Origin of the sequence: Chryseobacterium jejuense, assembly GCF_017877355.1 — a bacterium.
Classification (GTDB): domain Bacteria; phylum Bacteroidota; class Bacteroidia; order Flavobacteriales; family Weeksellaceae; genus Chryseobacterium; species Chryseobacterium jejuense_A.
Genome location: NZ_JAGIPR010000005.1, coordinates 131,740 through 158,670, shown reverse-complemented (window position 1 = coordinate 158,670; position 26,931 = coordinate 131,740). Strand labels below are relative to the sequence as shown.

At 34.3% G+C, this 26,931-nt stretch carries 22 protein-coding genes; 15 read left to right on the top strand and 7 right to left on the bottom strand.

Annotated elements, in window-relative coordinates; genetic code table 11:
- Positions 1–3: 3 nt before the first annotated feature.
- From ybeY to J2772_RS11960, 3 genes are all read left to right on the top strand, one after another.
- Positions 4–423: an rRNA maturation RNase YbeY gene (gene ybeY, locus J2772_RS11970; RefSeq protein ID WP_209916926.1), complete on the top strand. Its 420-nt coding sequence runs from the start codon at positions 4–6 to the stop codon at positions 421–423.
- 145 nt (positions 424–568) lie between these two features.
- On the top strand, positions 569–2,431 hold the full coding sequence (gene mnmG / locus J2772_RS11965; protein WP_209916918.1) for a tRNA uridine-5-carboxymethylaminomethyl(34) synthesis enzyme MnmG: 1,863 nt from the start codon (positions 569–571) through the stop codon (positions 2,429–2,431).
- A gap of 282 nt (positions 2,432–2,713) precedes the next feature.
- Complete coding sequence (locus tag J2772_RS11960) at positions 2,714–3,535, top strand: class I SAM-dependent methyltransferase (protein WP_209916916.1); 822 nt, start codon at positions 2,714–2,716, stop codon at positions 3,533–3,535.
- 1,973 nt (positions 3,536–5,508) lie between these two features.
- Here the strand turns inward: J2772_RS11960 and J2772_RS11955 are convergent.
- A complete protein-coding gene (locus tag J2772_RS11955; protein ID WP_209916914.1) occupies positions 5,509–6,699 on the bottom strand; it encodes a phosphoglycerate kinase in 1,191 nt (396 codons plus the stop codon).
- A gap of 643 nt (positions 6,700–7,342) precedes the next feature.
- Here J2772_RS11955 and rpiB point away from each other — a divergent pair.
- The 7 genes from rpiB (at position 7,343) to tsaB (ending at position 14,407) form a co-directional block, all read left to right on the top strand.
- Entirely contained in the window at positions 7,343–7,777 is a 435-nt protein-coding gene (rpiB, locus tag J2772_RS11950) for a ribose 5-phosphate isomerase B (RefSeq protein WP_066695165.1), read from the top strand.
- 533 nt (positions 7,778–8,310) lie between these two features.
- Positions 8,311–10,464: a ribonuclease R gene (gene rnr, locus J2772_RS11945; protein WP_209916912.1), complete on the top strand. Its 2,154-nt coding sequence runs from the start codon at positions 8,311–8,313 to the stop codon at positions 10,462–10,464.
- Positions 10,465–10,747: 283 nt separating this feature from the next.
- Positions 10,748–11,434 (top strand): LysE family translocator, encoded by a 687-nt coding sequence (locus J2772_RS11940; RefSeq protein WP_209916910.1) that lies wholly within the window; start codon positions 10,748–10,750, stop codon positions 11,432–11,434.
- Entirely contained in the window at positions 11,431–12,360 is a 930-nt protein-coding gene (locus J2772_RS11935) for an LD-carboxypeptidase (protein ID WP_209916907.1), read from the top strand. Before J2772_RS11940 ends, J2772_RS11935 begins: the two co-directional genes overlap by 4 nt.
- Positions 12,361–12,400: 40 nt before the next feature.
- Complete coding sequence (locus tag J2772_RS11930) at positions 12,401–12,772, top strand: YraN family protein (RefSeq protein ID WP_209916905.1); 372 nt, start codon at positions 12,401–12,403, stop codon at positions 12,770–12,772.
- Between the two features lie 123 nt (positions 12,773–12,895).
- Positions 12,896–13,645 (top strand): SDR family NAD(P)-dependent oxidoreductase, encoded by a 750-nt coding sequence (locus J2772_RS11925; RefSeq protein WP_209916903.1) that lies wholly within the window; start codon positions 12,896–12,898, stop codon positions 13,643–13,645.
- Between the two features lie 87 nt (positions 13,646–13,732).
- The gene (gene tsaB, locus J2772_RS11920; protein ID WP_209916901.1) at positions 13,733–14,407 is read left to right on the top strand and encodes a tRNA (adenosine(37)-N6)-threonylcarbamoyltransferase complex dimerization subunit type 1 TsaB; all 675 of its coding nucleotides are present in this window, start codon (positions 13,733–13,735) and stop codon (positions 14,405–14,407) included.
- A gap of 65 nt (positions 14,408–14,472) precedes the next feature.
- Here tsaB and J2772_RS11915 read toward each other — a convergent pair whose 3' ends face one another.
- The 4 genes from J2772_RS11915 to J2772_RS11900 all read right to left on the bottom strand — a co-directional run bounded on the left by J2772_RS11915 (position 14,473) and on the right by J2772_RS11900 (position 19,051).
- The gene (locus tag J2772_RS11915; RefSeq protein ID WP_209916898.1) at positions 14,473–17,070 is read right to left on the bottom strand and encodes a tetratricopeptide repeat protein; all 2,598 of its coding nucleotides are present in this window, start codon (positions 17,068–17,070) and stop codon (positions 14,473–14,475) included.
- A gap of 148 nt (positions 17,071–17,218) precedes the next feature.
- On the bottom strand, positions 17,219–17,782 hold the full coding sequence (locus J2772_RS11910) for a Maf family protein (RefSeq protein ID WP_209916896.1): 564 nt from the start codon (positions 17,780–17,782) through the stop codon (positions 17,219–17,221).
- An 8-nt stretch (positions 17,783–17,790) separates the two neighbouring features.
- On the bottom strand, positions 17,791–18,309 hold the full coding sequence (locus J2772_RS11905) for a KdsC family phosphatase (RefSeq protein WP_209916894.1): 519 nt from the start codon (positions 18,307–18,309) through the stop codon (positions 17,791–17,793).
- The gene (locus J2772_RS11900) at positions 18,299–19,051 is read right to left on the bottom strand and encodes a Rossmann-like and DUF2520 domain-containing protein (protein WP_209916891.1); all 753 of its coding nucleotides are present in this window, start codon (positions 19,049–19,051) and stop codon (positions 18,299–18,301) included. Before J2772_RS11900 ends, J2772_RS11905 begins: the two co-directional genes overlap by 11 nt.
- 182 nt (positions 19,052–19,233) lie before the next feature.
- On the opposite strand from J2772_RS11900, the gene J2772_RS11895 reads away from it, so the two are divergent.
- The 5 genes from J2772_RS11895 to lepA all read left to right on the top strand — a co-directional run bounded on the left by J2772_RS11895 (position 19,234) and on the right by lepA (position 23,918).
- Positions 19,234–19,785, top strand: coding sequence for an RNA polymerase sigma factor (locus J2772_RS11895; protein ID WP_209916884.1), 552 nt, complete (start codon positions 19,234–19,236; stop codon positions 19,783–19,785).
- A 17-nt stretch (positions 19,786–19,802) separates the two neighbouring features.
- Positions 19,803–20,351, top strand: a complete 549-nt coding sequence (locus J2772_RS11890) for a hypothetical protein (protein ID WP_209916882.1) — start codon at positions 19,803–19,805, stop codon at positions 20,349–20,351.
- Positions 20,352–20,360: 9 nt separating this feature from the next.
- Positions 20,361–20,876, top strand: a complete 516-nt coding sequence (locus J2772_RS11885) for a hypothetical protein (protein ID WP_129058895.1) — start codon at positions 20,361–20,363, stop codon at positions 20,874–20,876.
- A gap of 100 nt (positions 20,877–20,976) precedes the next feature.
- Positions 20,977–21,993 (top strand): hypothetical protein, encoded by a 1,017-nt coding sequence (locus J2772_RS11880; protein WP_209916880.1) that lies wholly within the window; start codon positions 20,977–20,979, stop codon positions 21,991–21,993.
- Between the two features lie 128 nt (positions 21,994–22,121).
- Positions 22,122–23,918 (top strand): translation elongation factor 4, encoded by a 1,797-nt coding sequence (gene lepA, locus J2772_RS11875; protein WP_209916879.1) that lies wholly within the window; start codon positions 22,122–22,124, stop codon positions 23,916–23,918.
- Between the two features lie 53 nt (positions 23,919–23,971).
- Here lepA and J2772_RS11870 read toward each other — a convergent pair whose 3' ends face one another.
- Positions 23,972–24,616, bottom strand: a complete 645-nt coding sequence (locus J2772_RS11870; RefSeq protein ID WP_209916871.1) for a DUF1579 domain-containing protein — start codon at positions 24,614–24,616, stop codon at positions 23,972–23,974.
- 143 nt (positions 24,617–24,759) lie between these two features.
- On the bottom strand, positions 24,760–26,931 hold the full coding sequence (locus tag J2772_RS11865; protein WP_209916869.1) for a glycosyl hydrolase family 28-related protein: 2,172 nt from the start codon (positions 26,929–26,931) through the stop codon (positions 24,760–24,762).

Here is a 26,931-nt window from a genome sequence, read left to right as displayed (position 1 = left end):
ACAATGATACAATTCTTTTACGAAAATTTACCAGAGTCGGTAGATACAGATTACAAACAATGGCTGGAAGATTTAATTCTTTCAGAAGGAAAAAAACTAGGAGAAATCAACTATATTTTCTGTGATGACGAATATCTTCTAAAGATTAATCAGGATTATTTACAGCATGATTATTATACCGATATCATCACTTTTGATTATGTAAAAGGCAAGACAATAAGCGCTGAGATTTTCGTATCTTTGCAACGCATTTCTGATAACGCCTCTACCCTTTCCCGAGATTATGAAGATGAATTAAGAAGGGTTTTAGCCCACGGAATTTTACACCTTATAGGCTATAAAGACAAGACGGAGGAAGAGGAAAAAGAGATGCGAAGAATGGAAGATTTGTACTTAATGAAGTATAGAGATTTAAAAGGATAAATTAAATAATCACTTAAAGTCTGATATCTAAAGTACTCAATTCTAGCAACAATATACATTTACCTAGAGTGCATTCTTCAAAAATGTTTCACGTGAAACATTGATAGTTAAAGTTAAGGTTTAAAGCTTAAATAGCGAGATAAAAATGATTTCAGAAATATATGACGTAATCGTAGTAGGTGCAGGACACGCAGGATGTGAAGCAGCAGCAGCAGCAGCCAACCTGGGTTCAAAAACACTATTGGTTACAATGAATATGCAGACCATCGGACAGATGAGTTGCAACCCGGCAATGGGTGGAATCGCAAAGGGACAAATCGTAAGAGAAATTGATGCAATGGGTGGATACTCCGGAATCGTAGCAGACAAATCTGCCATCCAATTCAAAATGCTCAATCTTTCAAAAGGTCCTGCCATGTGGTCGCCAAGAACCCAGAATGACAGAATGCTTTTTGCCGAAGAATGGCGACTAGCTTTAGAGAATACTCCTAATCTTGATTTCTTTCAGGATATGGTGAAACAACTTATTGTTGAAAATAATAAAGTAACCGGAGTAATTACTTCTTTAGGAATTGAGATAAAAGCAAAATCAGTTGTACTTACAAACGGAACTTTCTTGAACGGATTAATTCACGTTGGAGACAAACAACTAGGTGGTGGAAGAATGGGTGAACCAAGAGCATTTGGGATCACTGAGCAATTAGTAAGCTTAGGTTTTGAAGCAGGAAGAATGAAAACCGGTACTCCACCTAGAGTTGACGGAAGAAGTTTGGATTATTCAAAAATGGAAGAACAGAAAGGTGACGAAAATCCACAGAAATTTAGTTACCTAGATACTCCAAAATTAACCAAACAATTAAGTTGTCATATTGTATATACCAACGAAATTGTTCATGATATTCTTCGTGAAGGCTTCGATAGAAGTCCAATGTTTAATGGGACCATTCAAAGTTTAGGTCCAAGATACTGTCCAAGTATTGAAGATAAAATTAATCGTTTTGCAGAAAGAAACAGACACCAGCTTTTTGTAGAACCGGAAGGATGGAAAACTGTTGAGATCTATGTAAACGGATTTAGTTCTTCACTTCCGGAGGATGTACAGATCAAAGCGATGAAACATATTCCAGGATTTGAAAATGTAAAAGTTTTCCGTCCGGGATATGCTATTGAATATGACTACTTCCCTCCTACCCAATTGAAGCATACCTTAGAAACAAAATTGATTGACAATTTATATTTCGCAGGACAGATCAATGGAACTACAGGATATGAGGAAGCAGCAGGTCAAGGTCTGATTGCAGGAATCAATGCTCACAACAAGGTGCACGAGAAAGGTGACTTTATTCTGAACAGAGACGAAGCTTATATTGGAGTCCTAATTGATGATTTGATTACAAAAGGAACTGAAGAGCCATATAGAATGTTTACTTCACGTGCAGAATACAGACTTCTACTGAGACAAGATAATGCAGATATCAGATTAACCGAGAAAGCATACCACCTTGGACTTGCAAAAGAAGAAAGATTAAGAAAAGTTGAAGCGAAAATATCTGAAAGTCAGAAACTTGAAGAATTTCTACGTGAAACTTCTTTAAAACCGGGTGTAATCAACCCTATTTTAGAATCAATAGAAAGCAACCCTGTAGATCAGGCTTACAGAGCCGCTCAAATCCTTACAAGGCCTAATATAACTCTAGAAAAACTTGATGGAATTGATTTCATTAAAGAAATATCTTCTCAATATAACGAAGAAGTAAGAGAACAAGCTGAGATCAACATCAAGTATAAAGGATATATTGAAAAAGAAAAGGAGAATGTGGCTAAGTTAAACCGTCTGGAAAACATTAAAATTCCGGAAGATTTTGATTATACGAAGCTTTCAAGCCTTTCTACAGAAGCAAAACAGAAGATGTCTAACGTACGTCCTAAGACAATAGCGCAAGCTGGAAGGATAAGCGGTGTTTCCCCAGCCGACATTAACGTTTTACTAGTATATTTAGGACGTTAAAATAAAAATGTTTCACGTGAAACATTTCTTACAATAAAAACGAAAATTAAGGTATTTATAAAGCTTATAAAAGTTTATGAATATCTTAATTTTTTAGATGAATATATACTGTTGCCTACCTACCGTTATTCCTCCGAATAAAGAATCTCAGACATAGATTAGATCCTTCATTTCACTTTCTGAACTATGATCGTAAACCCTCGGACTGTATTCGGAATGATATAAAACAAATGTAGATTTGTATATACTTATTATTTTTTAATATAACAGATAGCGAATTCAATGAAAATAAAAGATCATTTTCTTTCACAGGAAATATTTGAAATTAAAGAAACAGAAACCAAGGGAGTATACAAAACCTCCCCTATCCCATCCAATATTTCCATATACTATGAAAGTGAAGATTACATTTCCCATCACCAGGATTCCGGAAGCCTGAAAGAAAAATTATACAAGTTTCTTCAGTCCTTTAATCTGCAATACAAGAAAAACATTCTTGTTGACAGAATTCAAAAAGGAGCTAAAGTATTAGACTATGGATGCGGTGCCGGAGAATTTGTAAAATATATAGAAAATGATTTTGAAACTTTCGGTTTTGAACCTGATGCAGACGCAAGAAAAGCAGCTCAAGGAAAAATAACAAAAGCCAAGATTCTGGATGATATTCAAAAAATTGAAGATAAAAGTTTAGATGCAATTACCTTGTGGCATGTATTTGAACATGTAGAAAACCAGGATGAAATGTTGAGTATTTTTCATGGAAAATTAAAAGACAAAGGACTCCTTATTATTGCAGTCCCCAACCCTACGTCTTATGATGCGAAACATTATAAAGAGTATTGGGCAGCATATGATGTACCAAGACACATCTATCATTTTTCTAAAAATGGAATGGAAAATCTGATTTCTAAAAAACCGGACTGGAAAATGAGAAAGATCAAACCTTTGTTTCTTGATTCCTACTACATCTCCATGTTAAGCGAAAAATATAAAAAATCTCCTCTATTCTGGCTAAAAGCAACTATATACGGAACAATTTCGAACATAAAAGCCATTTTTTCGAACGAATTTTCGAGTTTGATATATGTTATCGAAAAAAGATAGATAATCGATTTTTAAGCCATTTCTGAAAGCCATTTTCAGCGCTTTGAGCAAAAAATTTAAAAAACTCAGGAAATTTATATCCTGGGTTTTTATTTTTTGAAAACCCTCTTATATATGATACTCTCAGTTTTTATTTCAAAAATTAAAAACAAATTTCAAAAAACAATTTTTCAAACTCCCCTACTCCGTTTTTAACAGAACTCATTTTTTTAAAGTGACGAAATCAGTATCAACAAAAAATACAATGTCTAAAAACTTACTCATTTAAAAAAGGAGAGAAATTAGCCTCACAAAGATTAAAAAATGGATTTCAGAACATCAATTCTAACAAAAACACCTCATTTAAGCTGTTATTTTCAATTTACATACAAAGACTCGGAAAATTATAGTTTTTCAATTTTTACCACATTTATAAAAGCCGTTTTTTGAGGTTTTATCAAAGAAAGCTAAAATAAAATCCTGACACCCCTCAAAAATAAAATTTAAATTTTCACTACACATTAAATGAATGGCCAGTTTTAAGAAAAAAAAATTTCTTTCCTCTTTTATAAAAATGAAAAGGCTTATCTCTAAAAAATAAGGGTTCGAAAAATCTTTACAAATTAACTGTCCTTATTTCTTTCAGTAAAGATCAAAAAATAATTCATACAAAATCAGTAATTCGGTTTAAGCAGAATTTATGAAGGTCAGATATTTTTCAAACTCTCAATATTGAGAGTTTGAAAAATAATTGTAAAGAAAATCCAACTGGAGAAAAAAATTTTGATTCTCTTAGGAAGGCAAAATACGTGAAATAAAAAATACGTTGTATTTTTCATAGCCTTTAAAAAATAAAAATCTCATTCAAATGCAAATCCACTTGTTTTAAGCTTATATTTTAAATTTAAAATCATTAAAAAGTAAGTTTAAACACTGTTTTACAGATAATTAAAATACAGATATCATGGAAAGAAAAATAAAAGTAAATTTCAAGAAAAAAACAAGTACATAATTGGTAAAAAAAATAAATAAATACACCAATAAATAAAGCTAAAACACTGAAATACAAATAAATATATTAACAAAAACAACATACAATTAAGCCAAAGCAATATTCAGGAAATAAAAAATGGCAATGTATTGAATTATCATATTAACGATTAAAAATCAGATTACTAAGTCATTTCTTATTTACTAGTAAAACAGTTAAAGTTATGCCAGCAAATTTGATATACACTGTTCATCCAGCATCAAAAATATACTTACCGAAGAAAGTTCAGAATGAAGAATATGGGTTTGGGTCCCTTATAATGTCTACTCTATTTTTACCCCTTCACAAATCCTTACGTTTTGTAATTACTCTATAAATTCTGTATTAAGATTAATCCTAAATATTTCAAAGTATAATAATTGCAAATCACTAAGACTAAATATCAAAAAAATCATAAATACCTCTCCCAATATTACCATAGCATACATTCAAAAATAAACTCTAAAGACTACTTTTTTCTACAATTACTCAAGATGCATTTATAATAATTTTAATAGGAAATGAGGTTTAACAGCTTCTATATTTTCGGTATGAAACATTAAAATTAAAATGATAAAAATTATTTTTTTACTACTAAAAAAACATTTAAAGATTGATAAAATATCATGTAAAAAATAATTTTAAGCGATCAGAACTTGTTCTTCTACCATTCAAAAAATTATAAAATTCAAACAGAATAGACAATACCTTACAGAGAAAATTATGTGATTAAATACTACTTATTCTCCCAAAATATAAAGATCAATTGTTGGAATTTTCCTTTATTCATAGACATGAAAACGCAACTTTCAGTGTATCAAAACATACCACTTAATATAACCTTAGGTTATATCTAAAAATTATAAAACACTCTCCCAATTCAGGATTTCTCAATGAAAATTTAAGCTAAAAAAAGCCTGCTAATAATATTAGCAGACTTCAAATATTGAATTTTTATTCTCTATTAATTGTTGATTGCAGCTACACCAGGAAGCTCAAGTCCTTCAAGACTTTCAAGCATTGCACCCCCACCTGTAGAAACATAACTTACTTTATCAGCATATCCGAATTGCTTAACGAATGCAACGCTGTCACCACCTCCAACTAAAGAGAAAGCCCCTAATCTTGTTGCTTCAGCAATACTATCTCCAAGAGCAATAGTTCCTCCGGCAAAGTGAGACATTTCAAAAACACCAATTGGCCCATTCCAAAGAATCGTTCTTGAATTTAACAATACATCGTTGAACTGATCTCTTGATTTGTGACCAGCATCCAACCCCATCCATCCTTCAGGAATTGCATAGATATCTACTTCTTTTCTTTCAACATCATTATTAAAACTTTCAGCAATGATAGCATCAGACGGAAGGTATACTTTTACTTTATGTTCTTTTGCTTTTCCTAAAATTTCCAATGCTAAAGGAAGTTTGTCTTCTTCTACTAATGAGTTCCCGATTTTACCTCCTAATGCCTTAATAAATGTGAAAGCCATTCCACCTCCGATAATCAAATTATCTACCGCAGGAAGAATATTTTCTATAATGGTAATCTTAGTTGAAACCTTAGATCCACCCAAGATAGCGGTAACCGGTTTCTCACCACTCTTCAAAACTTTATCTATTGCCTGAAGCTCTTTAGCCATTAGCAAACCGAAGAATTTAGTTGAATGGAAGAATTTAGCAATAACAGCTGTAGAAGCATGGGCTCTGTGTGCCGTTCCAAAAGCATCATTTACATAAGCATCTCCTAATTTAGAAAGCTGCTCTGCGAAACCTTCATCTCCTTTTTCTTCTTCATTATGAAAACGAACATTCTCCAGTAATAAAATTTCACCTGGCTTCAAATCTGCAGCAGCCTGCTCAGCTTTCTCTCCTATGCATTCATCAACGAATTTCACTTCCTGTCCAAGAACATTTGAAACTTCACCAATAATATGTTTTAGAGAAAACTCATCCTTCACCTCTCCTTTTGGTCTTCCAAGGTGTGTCATTAAAATAACAGAACCGCCATCCTTAAGGATTTTTTCAACGGTTGGTTTCACCGCTACAATTCTGGTATTATCACTCACATTCAGCTGGTCATCCTGTGGAACATTGAAGTCAACTCTTACAAGAGCTTTCTTATCTTTAAAATTGAAGTCGTTAATTGTTTTCATTTTTATATTTATTTTTTTTCAAGATTTCATGCAGTTCCCTCTTTCGGGCAGGTTACATTTCAGCAAATTGCGGCAGGGGTCAACTTCATAAATTTCTTTGATTTTTCGTTTCACAAATGTAAGGTTTTAAACTTTTTCAACAGATTGATCGAAATAAAAGTTTTCAAAAACTTTCCCCGAAGCCAATCACCCATTAATCAACAATTCTTTTCTCTTTATAAAAAAAAATAATGTAGTTGTTGTTATGTATTGTTAGTAACGGGGATAAGTTTTAGGCATAAAGTTGATAATACTCAACTAGTATACAACTCATAAATAACTCACAATATAAATCTCTGTAAACCTGTATATTCAGGCACTTATTCACAATTGTTGATAACTTTGTGAACAAAGCATTATTAGTTATTTTATTATGGAAAAACCTGGGGATAGTTTGAGAAAAGATCTGGAAAGTTCTGGGAAAAACTTTCGGAAAGATTTTCTATTACGAAATAATTTCATCTTTGAAAATAGAAAGTTGAAAAAAGTTTTCCACAGTTATTAACATACCTTTTCACAATTAACTCACGGTTTACTAACACGAATTGTTATTATTCTTACCTTTGTAAGGAAATAAAATCTAAAAAAGCTTAATAAGAGTATTATGAAAAGAAAAATTGCTATCGCAGCGGACCATGCAGGCTATGAATATAAGGAGATTGTTAAGAACTATCTTTCAGAAAAATTTGAGGTTCAAGACTTTGGAACGTTTTCCACAAACAGTGTGGATTATCCAGACTTTGTCCACCCTGCTGCAACCTCTGTGGAAAACGGAGAAAATGAGCTGGGAATTTTGATCTGTGGAAGTGGAAACGGGGTTCAGATTACTGCGAACAAACATCAGAAGATCAGATGTGCACTTTGCTGGATGCCGGAGATTGCAACACTGGCAAGACAGCATAATGATGCGAATATGATTTCCATGCCGGCAAGGTTTATATCAAAGGAACTAGCGATTGAAATTGTAGACAAATTTCTTTCAACAGAATTTGAAGGTGGAAGACACCAGAACAGAGTTGATAAAATTGCTGTTTGCTAAATATACTGAGGCCTGTAATTTGATTGCAGGCCTTATTTATTTTTTATTTGTACATTTGCAGTGTTCAATAGAAATTACATTCTATACTTCTCCTGAACCTTTGTAATATTTAAAAGATATTTTATAAAAGGTTTTTCTCTTTTCTTCTCCAAATTTGTATTAAATTTATACAAAACTAAAGCTTCCGTTATAAAGTAGATTTAGAATAATAAGATTAAATTAAACATTAAGATTTGATAAGAATAAAAGTTTCTGTAGTATTTTTTTAATGATAAATTGTTTTAAATTATAAGAAGCAATAGATCAGGATACCTTAAAAAATGTAAAAAAGAACTTTGTAAAAAACATATATAATAATATAGAAGACATCCAAAGTCCTGACAAAGATTTTATAGCTTTGTCTACGAAAGTGAATAAAAATAAAGCAGGAGTTTGGGTAAATAATAAAGACTATTATTTTGAATTTAAGAAGTCCGGAATTAACGAAATTTCACCTTCAGAATATAGCGACTTAAGTAATTAAAAAAATTAAAATGCCAAAAAAAAGAAAATATATAAGTCATAAAAATGATTTGAAACTGATGGAAATCGGAAGACTGATCCTTCGTTTCATGAATGCTAACGCATCAAAAATTTATAATTATAAGCAGATTGCCGACGGAATAGATTACAAAAATCCAAGACAAAGAGAACTTGTAATCCAGGCACTGCATAAGCTTCAAGGATCTGAAAAGATCAAAGAAGTAGAAAGAGGAAAGTATATTGTAAACCTGAAAATTGCAGGAACATTAACCGGAATTATAGATTTCAACCAAAGTGGAAATGCTTACGTAAATGTTGAGGGAATTGAAGATGATGTCTTCGTTCACGCCAAAAATGTAAAGGATGCCCTACAGGGAGATAAGGTTCTTATTATAACTTATAATTATAAAGGGAAGAAACTGGAAGGGTCTGTTTTGGAGGTTTTGGAGAGAAGCAGAACAGAGTTTGTGGGAACTTTTCAAAAGGTGGCTCACAAGGATTTTGGGTTTGTGGTTTGCGACAAAAGATCAATCAATACAGATATCTTTATTCCGAAGACAAAATTCAATAATGCAGAGGATGGAGATAAGGTTATTGTAAAGATGACAGAATGGAAACCCGGAGATAAAAATCCTGAAGGAGAAATCACACAGGTGCTGGGTGTTCCCGGAGAACATGAAACAGAGATCCACTCTATTCTTGCAGAATACGGCTTACCTTATGAGTTTCCACAGGAAGTAGAACAGGATGCAGATAAAATTGACAGAAGTATTACGGATGAAGAAGTAGCAAAACGTTGGGATATGCGTAATATTTGTACATTTACCATTGACCCTAAAGATGCGAAAGACTTTGATGATGCGCTATCTATCAGAAAAATGGAAAACGGAAACTGGGAAATCGGGGTTCACATTGCTGATGTCTCCCATTATGTAGTTCCAGGGACAATTCTTGATGATGAAGCATACCAGAGAGCAACTTCGGTTTATTTAGTAGACAGAGTGGTTCCAATGCTGCCGGAAGTATTGAGTAATGATGTGTGTTCTCTTCGTCCGCATGAAGATAAATATACTTTCTCTGCGGTTTTTGAACTGAACGATCAGGCAGAAATCCAAAAGCAATGGTTTGGAAGAACAGTAATTCATTCAGACAGAAGATTTACCTATGAAGAAGCTCAGGAACGTATTGAAACTGGCCAAGGAGATTTGGCTGAGGAAATCAATGTTCTTGACAGATTGGCTAAGATCATGCGTAACGAGCGTATCAGAAATGGAGCCATTACTTTTGACAGAAGTGAAGTAAGATTCAACTTGGATGAAAATAATCAGCCAATCGGAGTATACTTTAAGATTAGCAAAGACTCCAACCACCTGATTGAGGAATTCATGCTTTTAGCGAACAAAAAGGTATCTGAGTTTATTTCCTTAACTAGAAAAGGAGAAATCACTAATAATACATTCATCTATAGAGTTCACGATGATCCGGATCCTGCTAAGTTGGAATCATTAAGAGATTTTGTTTCTACATTCGGATATAAGATGGATCTGGCTAATACCAAAAAAGTTGCAGAATCCTTGAATAAACTTCTTCACGATGTAAAAGGAAAAGGAGAAGAGAATATGATCGAAACCCTTGCTATGAGAAGTATGAGTAAGGCGGTATATTCTACAGAACCTATCGGACATTACGGACTTGGATTTAATTATTATAGCCACTTCACCTCTCCTATCCGTCGTTATCCGGATTTGCTTGCTCACCGTCTTCTTCAACATTATCTGGACGGAGGAAAATCTCCAAGCAGATCTGAACTGGAAGAAAAAGCAAAACACTGCAGTTCTATGGAAAGACTAGCGGCTGATGCAGAAAGAGATTCCATCAAGTTCATGCAGGTGAAATTTATGGAAAAACATCTTGGCGAAACTTTCACAGGAGTTATTTCCGGAGTAGCAGAATTTGGATTCTGGGTAGAAATTCCTGAAAACGGAGCTGAAGGTCTTATCAAATTAAGAGATCTAGTAGATGACTCTTATATGTATGATGCAAAAACACATGCCGTATACGGAGTAAGACACGGAAATAAATACCAGTTGGGAGATCAGGTTCAGATCAAAGTTGTAAAAGCAAATCTGATCCAAAAACAATTGGACTTTAAGATTGTTGAATAATGTAAGTAATTCAAAAAATAGCAATAAAAAGAGGTTGTTCCGAAATAGGAATAACCTCTTTATTTTTTTGAAAGTTAAAAAAAATAATGCTTTAAATTACCGTAGTTTTTTCAAACTATCATAGCTTCCCTTCTCCCCGCTTCCCGCTTCCTTTCTAAAAAATTTGTCACAAATAGCAGTTAAAATAAAAGTTGATATATCACATCTTTATTGAATAATTAAATCATAAAGTATAACTTTGTATAAAACGGAATGAAATTTTTTTCATTTTAAAATTTATTAAATGCTTGAACTTGTACTATCTGCCGTTATTTTAGGATTCATGTTGAGTCTGGTTTTTATAGGGCCTATATTCTTCCTGTTAATAGAGACCAGTTTCTCAAGAGGCCCAAAACATGCCTTGTCATTGGATCTTGGAGTAATTACTGCAGATTTACTTTGTATTGTAGCAGCCTATTATGCTAGTGCAGATATTGTTACCCTCATAGACAAACATCCGGGGTTTTATAGGATTACTTCTATTCTGATTTTTGTTTATGGGATTGTGATGCTGGTTACAAAGACCAAAATGCATATGCCCGGTGAAGACAAGATCATTAGCCAGAACTATATTAAAACCTTTTTCAATGGTTTTTTCTTTAACCTTTTAAATGTTGGAGTCATCCTTTTCTGGCTGGTAACGGTAATTTCCGTAAGGAATCAATATCCGGACACCAGCAGTTTTATTTTATATATAAGCATTGTAATAGGAACTTATCTGGGGATTGACCTTGCCAAAATATTTCTGGCGAAACAGTTTCACGATAAACTTACCCAAAAACTGGCCAATAGGATCAGAAGGGTTGTAGGAGTAATTCTTATTGTTTTCAGTTTCTTTATCTTCCTGCAGAGCTTTAAAAAGTTCAATCAATTTGACAGACAACTGGAAGAAGCTGAGAAAAAAGAAGTAAAATATCAACAAACAAAATGAAAAAAATTATCTTTCCAAAAGCTCTTAAAAAAGGAGCCAAAATAGCTGTTATTTCCCCTGCAGGAGCCGTAGATGTGTCTCAACTTGAAAAGGGAATAGAATTGATTAAAAGTAAAGGATTTGAACCTGTTTTGGGAGAACATCTTTACACCAAATTTTCAAACGGATACAATTACGCCGGAACAGAAAAGGAAAGAATAAAAGATATCAACTGGGCTTTAAACGATAAAGAGATTGGTGCAATCTGGGCTTCGAGAGGCGGTTACGGATGTCAGCACCTGGTTCAGCATCTGAAATTGAAAAACTTTACAGAAAACCCGAAATGGTACATTGGATATTCTGATAATACAGTTATTCAAAGCTATCTGTTGAAAAAAGGTTTTGCTTCCATTCATGGGCAGACCATCAAAACATCCAGTTTTGGTGTGACTGATGAAAGCTATGATCTGATCTTCGATATTTTAAAAGGCAAAACGCCTAAATACAGCTTAAAATATCATCCATTAAATAAAAAGGGGAATATTGAAGGAGAATTGGTTGGAGGAAATTTAGCCCTTATCTATGCGCTTCTGGGAACAAAGTATTCCTTTGACTTTAAAGATAAAATCTTATTTATCGAAGATATCGGAGAAAACTTCTATGCTCTGGACCGTATGATTATGAGCCTTGAATTGGCAGGTGTTTTCAATAAGATCAAAGGACTTATCGTAGGTGGAATGACCAATATGGGGGATGAAAAAGAGAATAAAGAATATGAATCCAGCTTTGACGAATTTGTCTATAAAATGATCTCCGAAAGAATTTCAAAATACAAATTCCCTGTAGTATTTGGTTTCCCTAATGGACATATCAAAGACAACCGACCACTTTTAATTGGTGGAACCGTTAAAATAAAGACCGATACTAAAGTTAAGATTGAGTTTTAAAGACTACTACCCTTCTATTCACTTATTGAATGTATAAGATATGGCAGATCATAATGACTTTGGAAAGATAGCTGAAGATATGGCTGCTGACTATCTTCAGAAAAACGGGTATAAAATTCTGGCCAGAAACTTCAGATTTCAGAAAGCAGAGATTGATATCACTGCTGAAAAGGATGGATTAATCATCATTGTTGAAGTGAAGGCAAGATCAACTGATGCCTTTATGCTGCCTCAGGAAGCAGTAACCAAAACAAAGATCAGATCCATTGTCCTGGCAGCGAACCATTATTTGGAAAAATTTGATAAGCAGAATGAGGTGAGATTTGATATCATATCTGTTTTGCCTGATGAAAACAAAAACTTAATAATAGATCATATAATCGATGCTTTCCAGGCATTGGATGCAAATTAATCAAATATAAAATAACAATAAATAATGTATCAGTGTAGCAAAATATCAGTGTAACAGATAATATCCGGGCATTGGTAAATTGTTAGACTGATACATTGTTACATTAAATAAATAATCAGTTTTATGAAAACAATATTAATCACCGGGGCTACTTCCGGTATCGGTAAATCCACTGCAGAACTTCTGGCAAAGCAAGGAAACAGAATAATCATTTGTGGAAGGAGAGAGGATGTACTTAAATCTTTAAATGACGAATTATCTCAATTTACCGAAATATTTAGTTTAAAGTTTGATGTCAGGAATCTTGAACAAGTAGAAACTGCAATTAATTCGCTTCCCAAAGAATGGAAAGATATTGATGTTCTGATTAATAATGCTGGGAATGCCCATGGACTGGATCCACTTTCATCTGGAAAGACAGATGACTGGGATTCTATGATTGACGGTAATGTGAAAGGACTCCTTTATGTTTCTAAAATGATTATTCCCGAGATGAAAACTAAAAATTTAGGTCATATTGTGAATATTAGTTCTGTGGCAGCAAGACAAACATATGCCAATGGAGTAGTGTACTGTGCTACCAAAAAAGCAGTAGACGTTATTTCTGAAGGAATGAGACTGGAGCTTACTGAATTCGGAATCAAAGTAACCAATATTCAACCGGGAGCTGTAGAAACAGATTTTTCATTGGTAAGATTCAAAGGAGATAGTGAAAAGGCTGCAACAGTATATGCGGGTTATGAAGCCTTAAAAGCCGAGGATATTGCAGATGCTATTGCATATTGTGTTAATGCTCCAAAACACGTTACCATTGCTGACATGTGTATCTACCCAAGTGCTCAGGCTGAACCAAGAACGATCTATAAAAAATAGTATCAAAATAAAGGACTAAATTTGCAGAAAATTTTAAAAGCGATTTTGCCTTTCTGCAAGGTTGCCATTTTAGCTTAAAACAAGAAAATGAAAATTCTATATCTTGAAACATCATCTAAAAACTGTTCAGTAGCCGTATCAGATAACGAAAAGCTGCTATGCGTATGTGAAGAGGTTTCTGAAAACTATAAACAATCTGAAAGCCTTCATACCTACGTAGAATGGGCTCTGGAAGGTGCAGGAATTTCACTGAAAGACATTCAAGCCGTTTCATTAGGAAAAGGGCCAGGTTCTTATACAGGATTAAGAATTGGGGCCGCTTCTGCAAAAGGGTTCTGTTACGGACTGAAGATTCCGTTTATTGCTATTAATTCTCTTGAAAGCATGATAGAGCCTTTTTTAGGACAAAACTATGAATTTATAGTGCCATTGATAGACGCAAGGAGAATGGAGGTTTATACAGCCGTTTATGACGGTTCTACAGGAAAGGAAATCTCTGTAACTGAAGCAAAAATTTTAGATGAAACTTCTTTTGAAGAATTCAGAGATAAGAAAGTAGTCTTTGTAGGAGATGGTGCTAAGAAGGCCAAAGATATTTTAAATCTACCTAATGCAGACTTTAGGGAAGATATTTATCCATCCGCACAATACCTGATTAAAAAGACTCTGGAGAAAATAGAAAAGAAAGAATTTGAAAATATGGCTTATTTCGAACCTTTTTATCTTAAAGATTTCCATGGGGTAAAGAAAAAGGGGTCATAGAATTCTAAGCAATCTGAGAAAAAAATATATAAAAAAAGCGAAGATCTAGTCTTCGCTTTTTTGTTTTATTGTTTTTGTGGCCCATCAGGGATATTCTTGTTCCTTCTTTTAGGGGTATCAGATTTTTGTTGAGGAGTATTGTTCATCATATTCTCTGTTGTTGGCATAGGTTGTACCTGTTTGACATCAGAATTGTTGACTTTTAAATTTCCTTGGCTATTAAGCTGACCATTTGCCATATCCGGAATATTTTTGTTTTTGTTAGCAGATGGGGTAGGAGAGCCCGGCTGTTGAGGAACTGAATTTCCTTTATTGTCGGTAGCCTGGAAGCTGAGGTCACTTTTCAGATAATTTAGCATTTCTTTAGCTCTTATTCCTTCTGGTGTTTTGGAATAGTTTAGAGCAATCTGTTCGAGCTGAAGGATCATTACTTCCTTACCGCTGGCTTTTCCAGTATTAAAAGCATTCAAGAGATATAATTTTGGAACTAAAGCATCTTTCGGATACTTTTGGATCGTTTGGTCAATAACCTCCTTACTTTCCACAAATTTCTCAGATTCATATAAAGCATAGGCCTTTTTATACTCATTCTCTACATCTGCTGTTGATTTTACGAAGGAATTATTTTTAGGGTTTCTTGCAAATTCAGCGTATGAAGTATAAGGATAGTCGGCTAACAGAATTTGTTTTGCTCTTTCCGCAGCCTGAGGAGTTCGCTCATAATTCATGGCAAAAATCTCATACAATGCCTGAAGCATTACCTTTTCTTCCGGTTTTACATCTACAAGATCATACAAAGTTTTGGTAGCCAGAGGAGTATTGGTAAAATAATTCTGATACATAATACCAAGACCCAAAGATGCAGTATCTCTATCCTTTTTAAGTTGTGAAAGTTTTTCCTGATTCGTTGGAATTTGCTCAATATAATAAGCCGGTTCAAAACGTCTCGGATTAGGAGCAGTTGTTACCCCAAGAGCTTCACTTTTCATATCCTCAATAGAAGCCATTTTCTTAGAAAAACGCCAGTTATCAGAAAGCGCTCTTTCTCCCCATACCTGCTTAAATGAAGAAGTTCCTTTACTTATGGTTCCGGTATTGTTGAAATAAAAACCTTTTGTAGTTACTCCAAAATCTTCAAATGAACTCGAATTATTATTGGCGAAAATAGAATTTGAATTATAATCTCCGGTATCAAATCCCTTGTTTCGTTCTGCACGTTTTCTTTCCTGTTCCTCTTTCTCTTCTTTGATCTTTAATTTGGCAATATGTTTAGAGAAAAAATCAGTTCTTTGAGCATTATCCATCTTGGCTAAAGAAAGGATACTGTCATTCTTTTTAATCAGATAATAGTTCTTAGAAATCTTTTTAATGTATGCAGACTGATCCTTTAATAAAATCTTTGAAGGCTCATAGGTCATTACGGCAAGGGCAGAATCATAATAAGTTCCGGCACCGATATAATCATTCTTTTCAAGATAACTTTTCCCTATTTCATAATAAGCCAACCCGCGGATTTGAGGGTCAGAAACCTTCTCAAATAAGGATTTTCTGAAAAACTGCTGTGCTTCATCCTGCTTTCCTGCTTTATTGGCCATAAGTCCTAAAGCATAGTAAAATTCATTTTTCCTGGAACCATAAGTTCCTTTTTTACTGATTCCTTCCAGATAATTTTTTGCTCCGTTGTAGTCTCCTTTACCATTGAAAGTTTTGGCAATGGCAATCTGAGATTTTACTTCAAATTCAAAATCATTGGAATATTTGTAGGCAGCTGTATAGCTTTCTCTTGCCTTGTCATTTTGTCCCAGATTTTCAAGAACCTGACCTCTTAAGTAAGCAATTCTGCTCTTCAGTTTTCTGTTGGAGTTCAGTTCAAAAGCCACATCAAGTTCTTTGGCCGCATCTTCTTTTTTTCCGGCATCCAAAAGTGATTCAGCATAATAAATACTCAGCAGTTTGGAGTAAGTCTTATTGATTCCGTCACTCTTTAGCTTCGCAAAAGTTTCATGAGCTCTGTGGTAGTCTTTGATTTTATCATAAGCTACACCCTGATAAATTCTTGCCAATGGAATCCTTTTATCATTCTTCATACGAGTGAAAAGATAATTAAGGGCATCCAGTGCTTCCAACGGTTTATTTCTATAGATTCTGGATTGGGCCAAGATGATATAAGCATCAAAAATCTGCTTATTTTTTTCTTCCCCATTTCTGGTAACAGAATATTTATTGATGGCCTTTAATGCTTTAGCTTCAGCAATTTCCAGAGTGGTTGCTCCTTTAGCTGGAGCGCCTCCATCAGGATTGGAAGAATCATTTACCGGGCCGTTTGGCATATTCGGAATTCCGGAGTTTCTCCCGGATGGTCTGTTGGCAACCTCTGCCATTTTCATGGAGTTTTCTGCAAAAGCTGTCGATTGCCCTAAGTCACTTCCTAAAGGTTGTTCTTCAAACGTAAGAATAGGAATATAAGGCGCATAAAAATTGTCCTTATGTCCCTTATCTCTGGCTGTAAATTCACTGTTTAAGGCATCCTTGGCATTAAACAGCGTGTTATAATATGTGGAAAATCCTTTCAATAATTTTGAACGCTGCTCCGGCTTCTTTGTTTTGGTAGCACAGGAAGCAATGAGACAAATCACTAAAAGGAACAATATATTCTTTTTCATTATTCAATATAACTTGCTAATCTGCTTTTTATTATCAGCAGTTTGATGATTTTGTAAAAATAATAAAATTTTATAATGAATAATATTTATATTTCTTCCGGAAATATTTTATTTCATCTTTGATGGAGTTCAGAAACCGTTATGATTTTTAAATAACTGAGATCTCTTTTAAAATTTTGTAAATAAGATGGGTAGGGAGCCCCATAATAGTATAAAAACTACCTGTCAGGCTTTTAATTTTTGCCATTCCCAGCCATTCCTGAATCCCATAACTTCCAGCTTTATCAAAAGGCTTATACTTTTGAATATAATACCGGATTTCTTCATCAGTAATTTCATCAAAAGTAACATCTGCAACATCCGTTTCAGTAAATGTGTTAGCTGCAGTTTTGATGGTAATTCCTGTGTACACCTGATGAGTTCTTCCCGAAAGGTTTCTAAGCATATTCTGAGCATCAGCCTCATCTTTTGGTTTACCCAGAATCTGCTGATCTATAGCTACAATTGTGTCTGCAGTCAGTAAAACTTCATCTGCCGTCAGACTTCTGAAAGCATCAGCCTTTAATTCAGATAAATAAGCCGCAGCATTTTCTATTTTAATAGAGTCGGGGATAATTTCCTCACAGTCGATTTTTACCACTTCAAATTCAAAACCAAGGCTGGAAAGAAGTTCTTTTCTTCTTGGTGATTGGGATGCTAAAAGTAATTTCATAAGTACCGTTATACAGATTGGGTGTTATCATCATGCCAGTTTCCCTGAACTTTCATTACCTGTTCAATAACGTCTCGTACAGCACCGCTTCCTCCTTTCTTCGTAGAAATATAATCAGATATCCCTTTTACTTCAGGAACTGCGTTTTCAGGACATGCCGCAATAGCAGAACTTTCCATGATATGAATATCCGGAAGATCATCTCCCATGGTCAGAATTTCCTCATTTTTAAGATTATATTTCTTTTTAAAATCTTCAAAATCCTCAATTTTATTATGAGATTTCGGATAATAATCCTGGATACCAAGATAATTGATTCTGTGTTTTACCATTTCATCATTGCCTCCTGTAATAACTCCTATTAAATAGTCGTTTTTTAAGGCTTTAACCACGGCATAGCCATCCAGTACATTCATTACCCTGCACATATTTCCTCCCGGCATCAGATAGACACTCCCGTCCGTAAAAACACCGTCTACATCAAATACAAAGGCCTTAATATCCTTTAATTTCTCTTTATAACTCATACATTTTTTGAATAGAATGATTCATTGTCTTATAAATGCTAATACTTTCTTCGTTTTGTAATAGCTGCTCATGTAATTCTAAAACCCTAAGGTCATTTCTTACTGCTGGTCCTGTTTGAGCCTGTTTAGGTTCTATTTCATGGATCTTCTGAACGGTTTCCTCAATCAGGGGTAAAAAATAATCGAATGGGATTTCCTGAGAATCTGAAATTTCCTTAGCTCTTGAAAAAAGATGATTTACAAAATTGCAGGCAAAAACGGCTGTCAAATGAATGTATTTTCTTTTTTCATGATTGCTTTCCATTACATTTTTTGAAATCCTGGTTGCCAATTCAAAAAGTATTCTGGTATCCTCTTCGTGCTCAGCTTCAATAAAAAACGGGATCTTATCATATTCCAGTTCTTTGGATTTTGAAAAGGTCTGTAACGGATAAAAACTAGCCTTTCTGTATGCTCCGCTTAATGTTTCTTTAGGAAGAGAACCGGAAGTATGAGCCACCAGACAATCTTTTTTGGTAATCATTTTCGAGACTTCTCCTACAGAATTATCACTTACACAGATGATATACAAATCTGCATCTTCCAGATGTTCCGTAGAACAAGGAATACTCAGCTCTTCGGAGATTTTACTCAATTCTTTTTCGTTCCGCCCAAAAATCTGAGCAAGGGAAATGCCATTCAAACTGAAAGCTTTTGCCATGTGATAAGCCACATTTCCGGAACCGATTATTACAATTTGCATCTAACAAATATAAGATTTTAAGACGAGTCGGGAAAGGAAGAACAGTACAGAAACCCAAAACCTAAATAGAGGCACGTTTATTGCGTAACTGTCTCATATTATTTTTAATATTTAAATTGAAAATTGAATATTTAATTTAACTTTCAGTTATTTTTGTAATCCAAAACAGTGAAAGGCATCTTATGAAGATTAAGGACGCGGAAATTATTTCGTTGATGCAGGATCCACGGACACAGAATAAAGGTGTTCGTGCCTTGATGGATGCCTATCAAAGCAGATTGTACTGGCACATACGAAGAATTATTGTGGACGGAGATCTTGCTCAGGATACTTTGCAGGAAACTTTTATTAAAGCTTATCAAAATTTTCATCAGTTTAAAAACGATAGCCAGTTGTATACATGGCTGTATAGGATTGCAACCAACGAAGCGTTACAGCAGGTTAATAAACTGAAGAAAATGCAGAAGACAGATGAAGATCCGGAGTATCACTTGCAGAACCTGGTGGCTGATAATGTGGAAGGAGATGCCGAAGAAATACAAATTTTACTGCAGAATGCCATACAAAGCCTGCCGGAAAAGCAGAAACTGGTATTTATGATGCGGTATTATGATGATTTGCCCTATGAAGAAATATCTAAGATTGTAGATATGTCGGTAGGAACTTTGAAAACAAATTATCATTATGCCAAACAGAAAATAGAAGATTATATTAAGGAAAATTACGAAAGATAATTTTTGAGAAAACAAAGATGAAAGAGTTCGACATAGAAAAACTGGAACGTAAAAACATTTACACAGTCCCTGAAAATTTGTTTGAAAATATTCAGGAGAGGGTTATGAATGATATAAAGCCGGAGCAAGAAGCACCTGCGCCGGTCTTTAAGTTAAATTGGATGTATGCAGCCGCTGCATCATTGGCTTTGATCTTTGGCGTAACTTTTATTTTTAATGTCAATAATGATTCGGCTGATAAAAATCTGAATTCAAAAGATACATATGCCAATCATAAAGGAGAGCCTACAACGGAGGGTGAGCTTGCTTATGAAACGTTGAAAAGAGATTTAACTTCTGTTGAAAATAATAATCAAACAGTTGGAAATCAGAAAAATAATGCTTCTTTTGCTGTGAAAAGCGAAGGAGGAAACGACAAGAAAACTGTTTCACAAAAAATAGTGAAACCTGTAACTAAAAAAGAAGAAACACGGATGAATGAATATCTGGATTCGTTCTCCAATTCTGAAATTGCAGAACTGGCGAGCAACTCGACTCAGGATGTTTATTTGGATTTATATAATTAATAAAGAAAGATGAAAAAGATACTATTGACGTTTTTTATTATTTATGGTTTTAGTCTTGGCTTAAATGCTCAAAGAACCGATTACGACTGGAAAAAGATGGATCCTAAACAAAGAAAGGAGGTCATCAACAATCTTTCTCCTGAAGAAAGAAAGGAACTCCTTAAAAAATTCAGGAATAATATGATCATGGATAATCTGAATGTAGATCCGGGAGATAAGGCAGAATTTACACAGCTTTATAACGAGTATCTTGACAGTCAGAAACAGATAAAAAGTCAGTTTGATCCAGGCTTTAATCCTGAAACTTTATCAGACGATGAAGCCAAAGCTAAATTACAGCAAAGCTTCGAAATAGGACAGAAGCTTTTGGATAACAGAAAAAGATATGCAGAGAAAATGCAGCAGGTGATTCCCTGCCAGAAAGTTCTGAAGCTGTTTCAATCTGAGGGGATGATGAGAGATAAAATGAATGAAAGAAAACCTCATGTACACAATAATACTTCGGGACCTAAACAAAACCCATAATAGTTTATTTTTTTAATGTTAGACGGCTCTTACAACCCTTTTTTGTGAGAGCCGTTTAATTTTTACCTTTAAATCTATACTTTTGCCGGAAAAATAATAAATGAAAAAAGTATTTTTCTTCTTAATGATGGCGGTTTCATTATCAGCACAGAAAACAGAAGTAGTAGAATTGAAGCAAAGTATTAAAGACCGAAAAGGAACTACAAAATCAATAACAGTTATTGATAACAGACCAGATAAAGAAATAGGAAATATACCTTATCGTAAAGAAACCTTTACTCTTAAATTTGCCAATGATGATTTGAAAAAGTATATTGAAGATTGGTTTTCAAAAGATAACAAAGTAAAAGGTAATAATGATATTGTTTTAATGCTGGAAGACTTAAAGGTTTATAATGAGGATCCGGAAGAAAAAACTTCCATGACAAAAATCAAATTTAAATTTTCAAGTTTTATCAAAAGAAACAATAAGTATTACTTTCTAAACCGTATTCAAAACGTTATCACATCCGATTCCAATTTTCCTAAATATATCGCAAGCCAGATATCTAATGTTGTAACCGGGATGATTAGGGAATCTTATGTGAGCTTGCCTTTAGGAAGTGCAATGTCTGAAGTAGATTTAACGAATTACGAGAAATATCTTACTGAAAATTCTCTGCTTTTTGGTAGCACGGAATTAAAAGACGGAGTGTATAAAGATTTCAGATCATTTTATGGGCAGAAACCCGAACCGAATTACGTTACAGATAAAAATAAAAAAGGAAGAGTAATCAATATTAAAGATACTAATGCAAATATAAACAACGAGGTTATTGGTAATGAAGAGGTATTTGGGTATATAGAAAATGGTAAAGCTTACAGATCTACCCCGGTAGGATATCTAGAAATGATAAAAGACGATAAAGGGTTTTATGTTATTGCTACTAAAACAGAACTGTATCCGGCCAATAATGGAAATGGAGCGATGATTGGAGTGATGGCAGGAGGAATTATAGGAGCGGTGATTGGTGCAGCCATTGATTCTGGGCCTGGTAGAAGAAGTAAAAATGTTGATACTTCGGAAATGCCAAATGTATATCTGGATTCATTAACCGGAAGTTATATTTTTAATTAATTTAAAGAGAAAATACTCGGCTATATTGATAGTTCTTATCACTTATTTTAAATAAATTGATACAATAAGATGATGAAAGACAATAATCTCTCTCTTTTTTTTATCTTTGCAAATTACAAGATTCTTAAATGAAAAACATACGAAATTTTTGCATAATCGCTCATATCGACCATGGTAAAAGTACCTTGGCAGACCGTCTTTTGGAGTATACTAATACGGTTACTCAAAGAGAACTACAGTCTCAGACGCTTGATGATATGGATTTGGAAAAGGAACGTGGGATCACCATCAAGTCTCACGCGATCCAGATGGATTATGAATATAAAGGAGAAAAATATATTCTAAACCTGATTGATACACCGGGACACGTAGACTTCTCTTATGAAGTTTCCCGTTCTATTGCTGCCTGCGAAGGAGCTCTTCTTATTGTGGATGCAGCACAAAGCATTCAGGCACAAACGATCAGTAATTTATATTTAGCATTGGAAAATGATTTAACAATTATTCCGATTTTAAATAAAATTGACCTTCCGTCTGCGAACCCTGAAGAAGTAACTGATGAGATCATGAATCTTATCGGATGTGAATATGAAGATGTTTTGAGAGTTTCAGGAAAAACAGGAGAAGGAGTTCATCACTTATTGGAGCAGATTGTTGAAAGAATTCCTGCACCGGTAGGAAATCCTGATGGGCCTCTTCAGGCTTTGATCTTTGACTCTGTTTACAACCCGTTCAGAGGAATTGAAGCTTACTTCAAAATAGTAAACGGTAGCATCACCAAAAATGAAAAGATCAAATTCTTTGCAACAGGAAAAGAATATGGCGCAGATGAGGTGGGGACTCTAAAACTGAAGCAGGTTCCAAAGAAAACGATTCAGTGTGGTGATGTAGGATATTTGGTTTCAGGGATTAAAGATGCTCGTGAAGTAAAAGTAGGAGATACTATTACTTCTTTCGAGAAGCCTGCAGACGGTCCTATTGATGGTTTTGAAGAAGTAAAACCAATGGTATTCGCAGGTATTTATCCAATTGATTCTGAGGATTTTGAAGAGTTGAGATTCTCTCTTGAAAAGCTAAGATTGAATGACGCTTCTTTGGTTTTCGAACCGGAAAGCTCAGCTGCTCTTGGTTTTGGATTCCGTTGCGGATTCTTAGGAATGCTTCACATGGAAATTGTTCAGGAACGTCTTGACAGAGAGTTCAATATGAACGTAATTACTACGGTACCTAACGTATCTTACTTCGGGTATACTAAAAAAGAACCTGAGGTTCCGATTTTGATTAACAACCCGTCTGAAATGATGGATCCTTCCACAATGGATAGAGTAGAAGAACCTTTCATTAAGGCTTCTATCATTACAAAATCTGATTTCGTAGGTGCTGTAATGACTTTATGTATCGAGAAAAGAGGAGAGATTGTTAACCAAAGTTATTTAACATCAGAAAGAGTTGAATTAATTTTCAATATGCCTTTGGCAGAAGTTGTTTTCGACTTTTACGACAGATTAAAATCAATCTCTAAAGGATATGCATCATTTGATTACCACCCAATCGGATTCAGAGCTTCCAAGCTTGTGAAAATGGATATCCTGATTAACGGTGACATGGTAGATGCTCTTTCATCTTTGATTCACGACAGTAATGCTTATTATATTGGTAAGAGAATGTGTGAGAAGCTTCGTGAACTGATCCCGAGACAGCAGTTTGATATTGCTGTTCAGGCAGCATTGGGAACGAAGGTTATTGCAAGAGAAACTATCAAAGCCTTAAGAAAAGACGTTACTGCAAAATGTTACGGAGGAGATATTTCCAGAAAGCGTAAGCTATTGGAAAAGCAGAAAGAAGGTAAGAAGAAAATGAAGCAGATCGGAAGAGTGGAAGTTCCACAATCTGCATTCATGGCTGTATTAAAGCTTAATGATTAATTCATTCACTATAAAACAGAAACCGCTTCAATTAAGAAGCGGTTTTTTTGTTTTTACTTTTTGCGTGTGAATTTTATTTCCATCGTTTTCATTTCCTTTCCTGTTTTAGGATTAGGTCCATACATTTCCAAAGTATGGTTGTTATCATCAGTAAATGTATAAACTTCTCTTACTTCACATTCTTTGCCCGGTTGGCTTGGATCTGTCATTTTACCTTTAAAATCAATAGATTTCTTAGCGGGATTCCAATCTCCTTCTGCATGCATTAAACCTGTTCCCATATTGTCTATCCATGTGCTTACAAACTTTTTTTTGGCATTATCATAGCCCATAATACTCATACCTTCAAAAGGCATTCCCATGAAATTTCCTTTGTAATTGCTTACCTGATAGCGGGCATCGAAGATCATTTTATTAGTGCATTCAGAAGTGCTTGTTGCTGCTTTTCCACTGTCATCCATCCACATACTGGTAGCTCCGGTCCAGTTTCCGTCAAATTTGGCCAGCATTTTATGCATTTCGCCTGGGGTTGCAAATTCCATCCATGCTTTGGTTGCAGTAGCTGAATCTACAGGCTTCCATTCAGATGTTGTGGCAGCAGAATCTTTTTTATCTGAATTTTCAGAGGTAACGTTTTTTCCTTTTTCACATGATGAAAGTAATAAAACGATAGGGATGATTGCTAGTAAATTTTTCATAAATAATTAATTTTAAGTTGGTTATAATAATACCTTAAAGGTATGAACTTTTATTATAAGGGTACAGATAAAATATAATTTAATAGAAAGAAGCTATCTCCTTTTTTAAGATAGAAGATAGCCTCTTTCTTGATTGAGTATAATTAGTTAACTATAGTAATAGTTGGCTCTTTGAAAGAGACAGTGGAATTGGTAAACGAGTTCAATAAAGCTTTATCTAAATAAAACTTTTGTCCATTTTCACATCCTGTGATCTTATATTCATCGTATTTCAGAAGGGCCTGTGGATTAGGTATTTTAATATATTGCCCTGTTGTCAATTTTCGCGGATGATTTACGGCTGTAATGAAATTATCCCCGGCTGTTCCAGAAATAGTTACATCCAAGAGGAAATTTTCCCGGTCAATGGTTCCACTTTCAGTGACAATATTTATTTTATGATTCATATCTACAAAATGTTGTCCTTCTGTGAAAGTGCCGAATTTTTCTACAAGATTAGATTTTGCATAATAAGGTAAAATACTGGGATTTTCTGAAGAAAAAGTAAAATAAGTAACATCTGTGGACACCAATATGTTTTTTTGTTCCAAATTGCCTATTGAAAGCCCTGCAGAGAATACATTTTTAGTTGTTACATCAGGATAATAATTATCATTAGGAATGATCGCTACAATTAACGAATCTCCACCTTTTTGAAATAATGTTCCCGGAATATCTTTGGCGTATGTCTCGCTTGGATTTGATCCATTAAGATGAAAAATATTGAAAAATACACTTGCTGCAAAAATATCTAATCTGCTTTTAATTTTAAAGGAAGCTCCAAGATATTTTGGAATCGAATTGAATGCTAAAGTACTGCCTCCCCAATAATGATTATTATTATTATTATCTGAAGTATTATTCCCTTTACTTTCATATTGTTCACCATCAATCAGTAATGATTTCGGAGTTGCAGGAATTTTTCTAACACCATAATTATCTAATGTATTATTGAATAAATAGGAAGAACCATCAGTATCTGAAAACTTAATAATTGTACCATTTTTTTTAGCTTCGGGATTTAAAAAGATGTTTGCACTGGTAGCATTATTTTCAAGAATTTCGCATGCGTGAACAGATAAAGGAACATCATCTTTATTGATGACCTGAACACCGGTTAGGTTGAACTTTATTTGCTCATTCACAGTCATTCCATCCATATTATTTCCAAAAATTTCGACCTTGTTTTTATTGGAAAGAGATGTTGAGCCAAAAGTAGGCATATAGTTCCCTTGAATATCTTTTCTTAATGAAGAAATATAAACAGCATGATTTTTCATGCCCTCAAAATGGTTTCCAAAAAACTGGACAACGGCATTATCAATTTCTATATCGATACTATAATAATCATGGTAGTGGGCTTTCTCTTTAACCGGGTCGGGCAATACAATATAAGGGTCATTGGAGTAAGGGATAGAACCTTCAAAATTATTATTCACGATTTTTACCAGATCTTTAGCAAAATAACCATAAATAACCCTGGTATTATCATGACATTTATTATTCTCAAATAAAAATCCCCAAGATAAATTACGTTGTTTATCACTTGCAAAATCAAAATATACACATTCATCATTTTGAGAAAAAGCGGAACCCGTAATTTGCACCCAGGCAACATTATAAGCCGTGTCGCTCTTAAAGGATAGGGCTCGGTTAAAGCCTCTAAAGTGACAATCCTTGATAACAAAAGGCCATGTAGGTCCTGTAAACTCTGATTTAAAATTGATAGCATAAGTTTCTCCAACTGTTCTACCTTCTTTTGCCAAAAATTGAATAGCTTCAATACTAATGGGATCAACTACACTGCCTTTAAAAACAATAGCACTGCTATTCTTAGGAATAATCAATGAACATCCTGAAAATGGAGGTTTGGGAAATGAAGAATAAACAGGTGAGTTAGGAAACCAGCTTTCTTCTCTTAATAATGCACCGGAACCCAGAAATTTTACTCCACCTCTTGAGATTTGAATAGGAGTATTCAACAGATAATCTCCGGGAGGGAAAAACAGAGTTTTCTGAGAAGTGGTTTCACAAAAATCAACTGCTTTTTGGATGGCACTGGAATCATTGGCTAATCCGTCCCCAACAGCACCAAACATTTTAACGGTTAGGTAATCATTTAATACTCTTTTATAATACTTATTCTCACGTTTTATATATACTACTTGGTCACAAAGAGCATCACTCATAGGAGTTGTGTTGTCATACCATACCTGTGTTTCTAAATACCCACATTGTTCGCCGGTATATTGGTCAATAATTAATAAGTCTGCCAT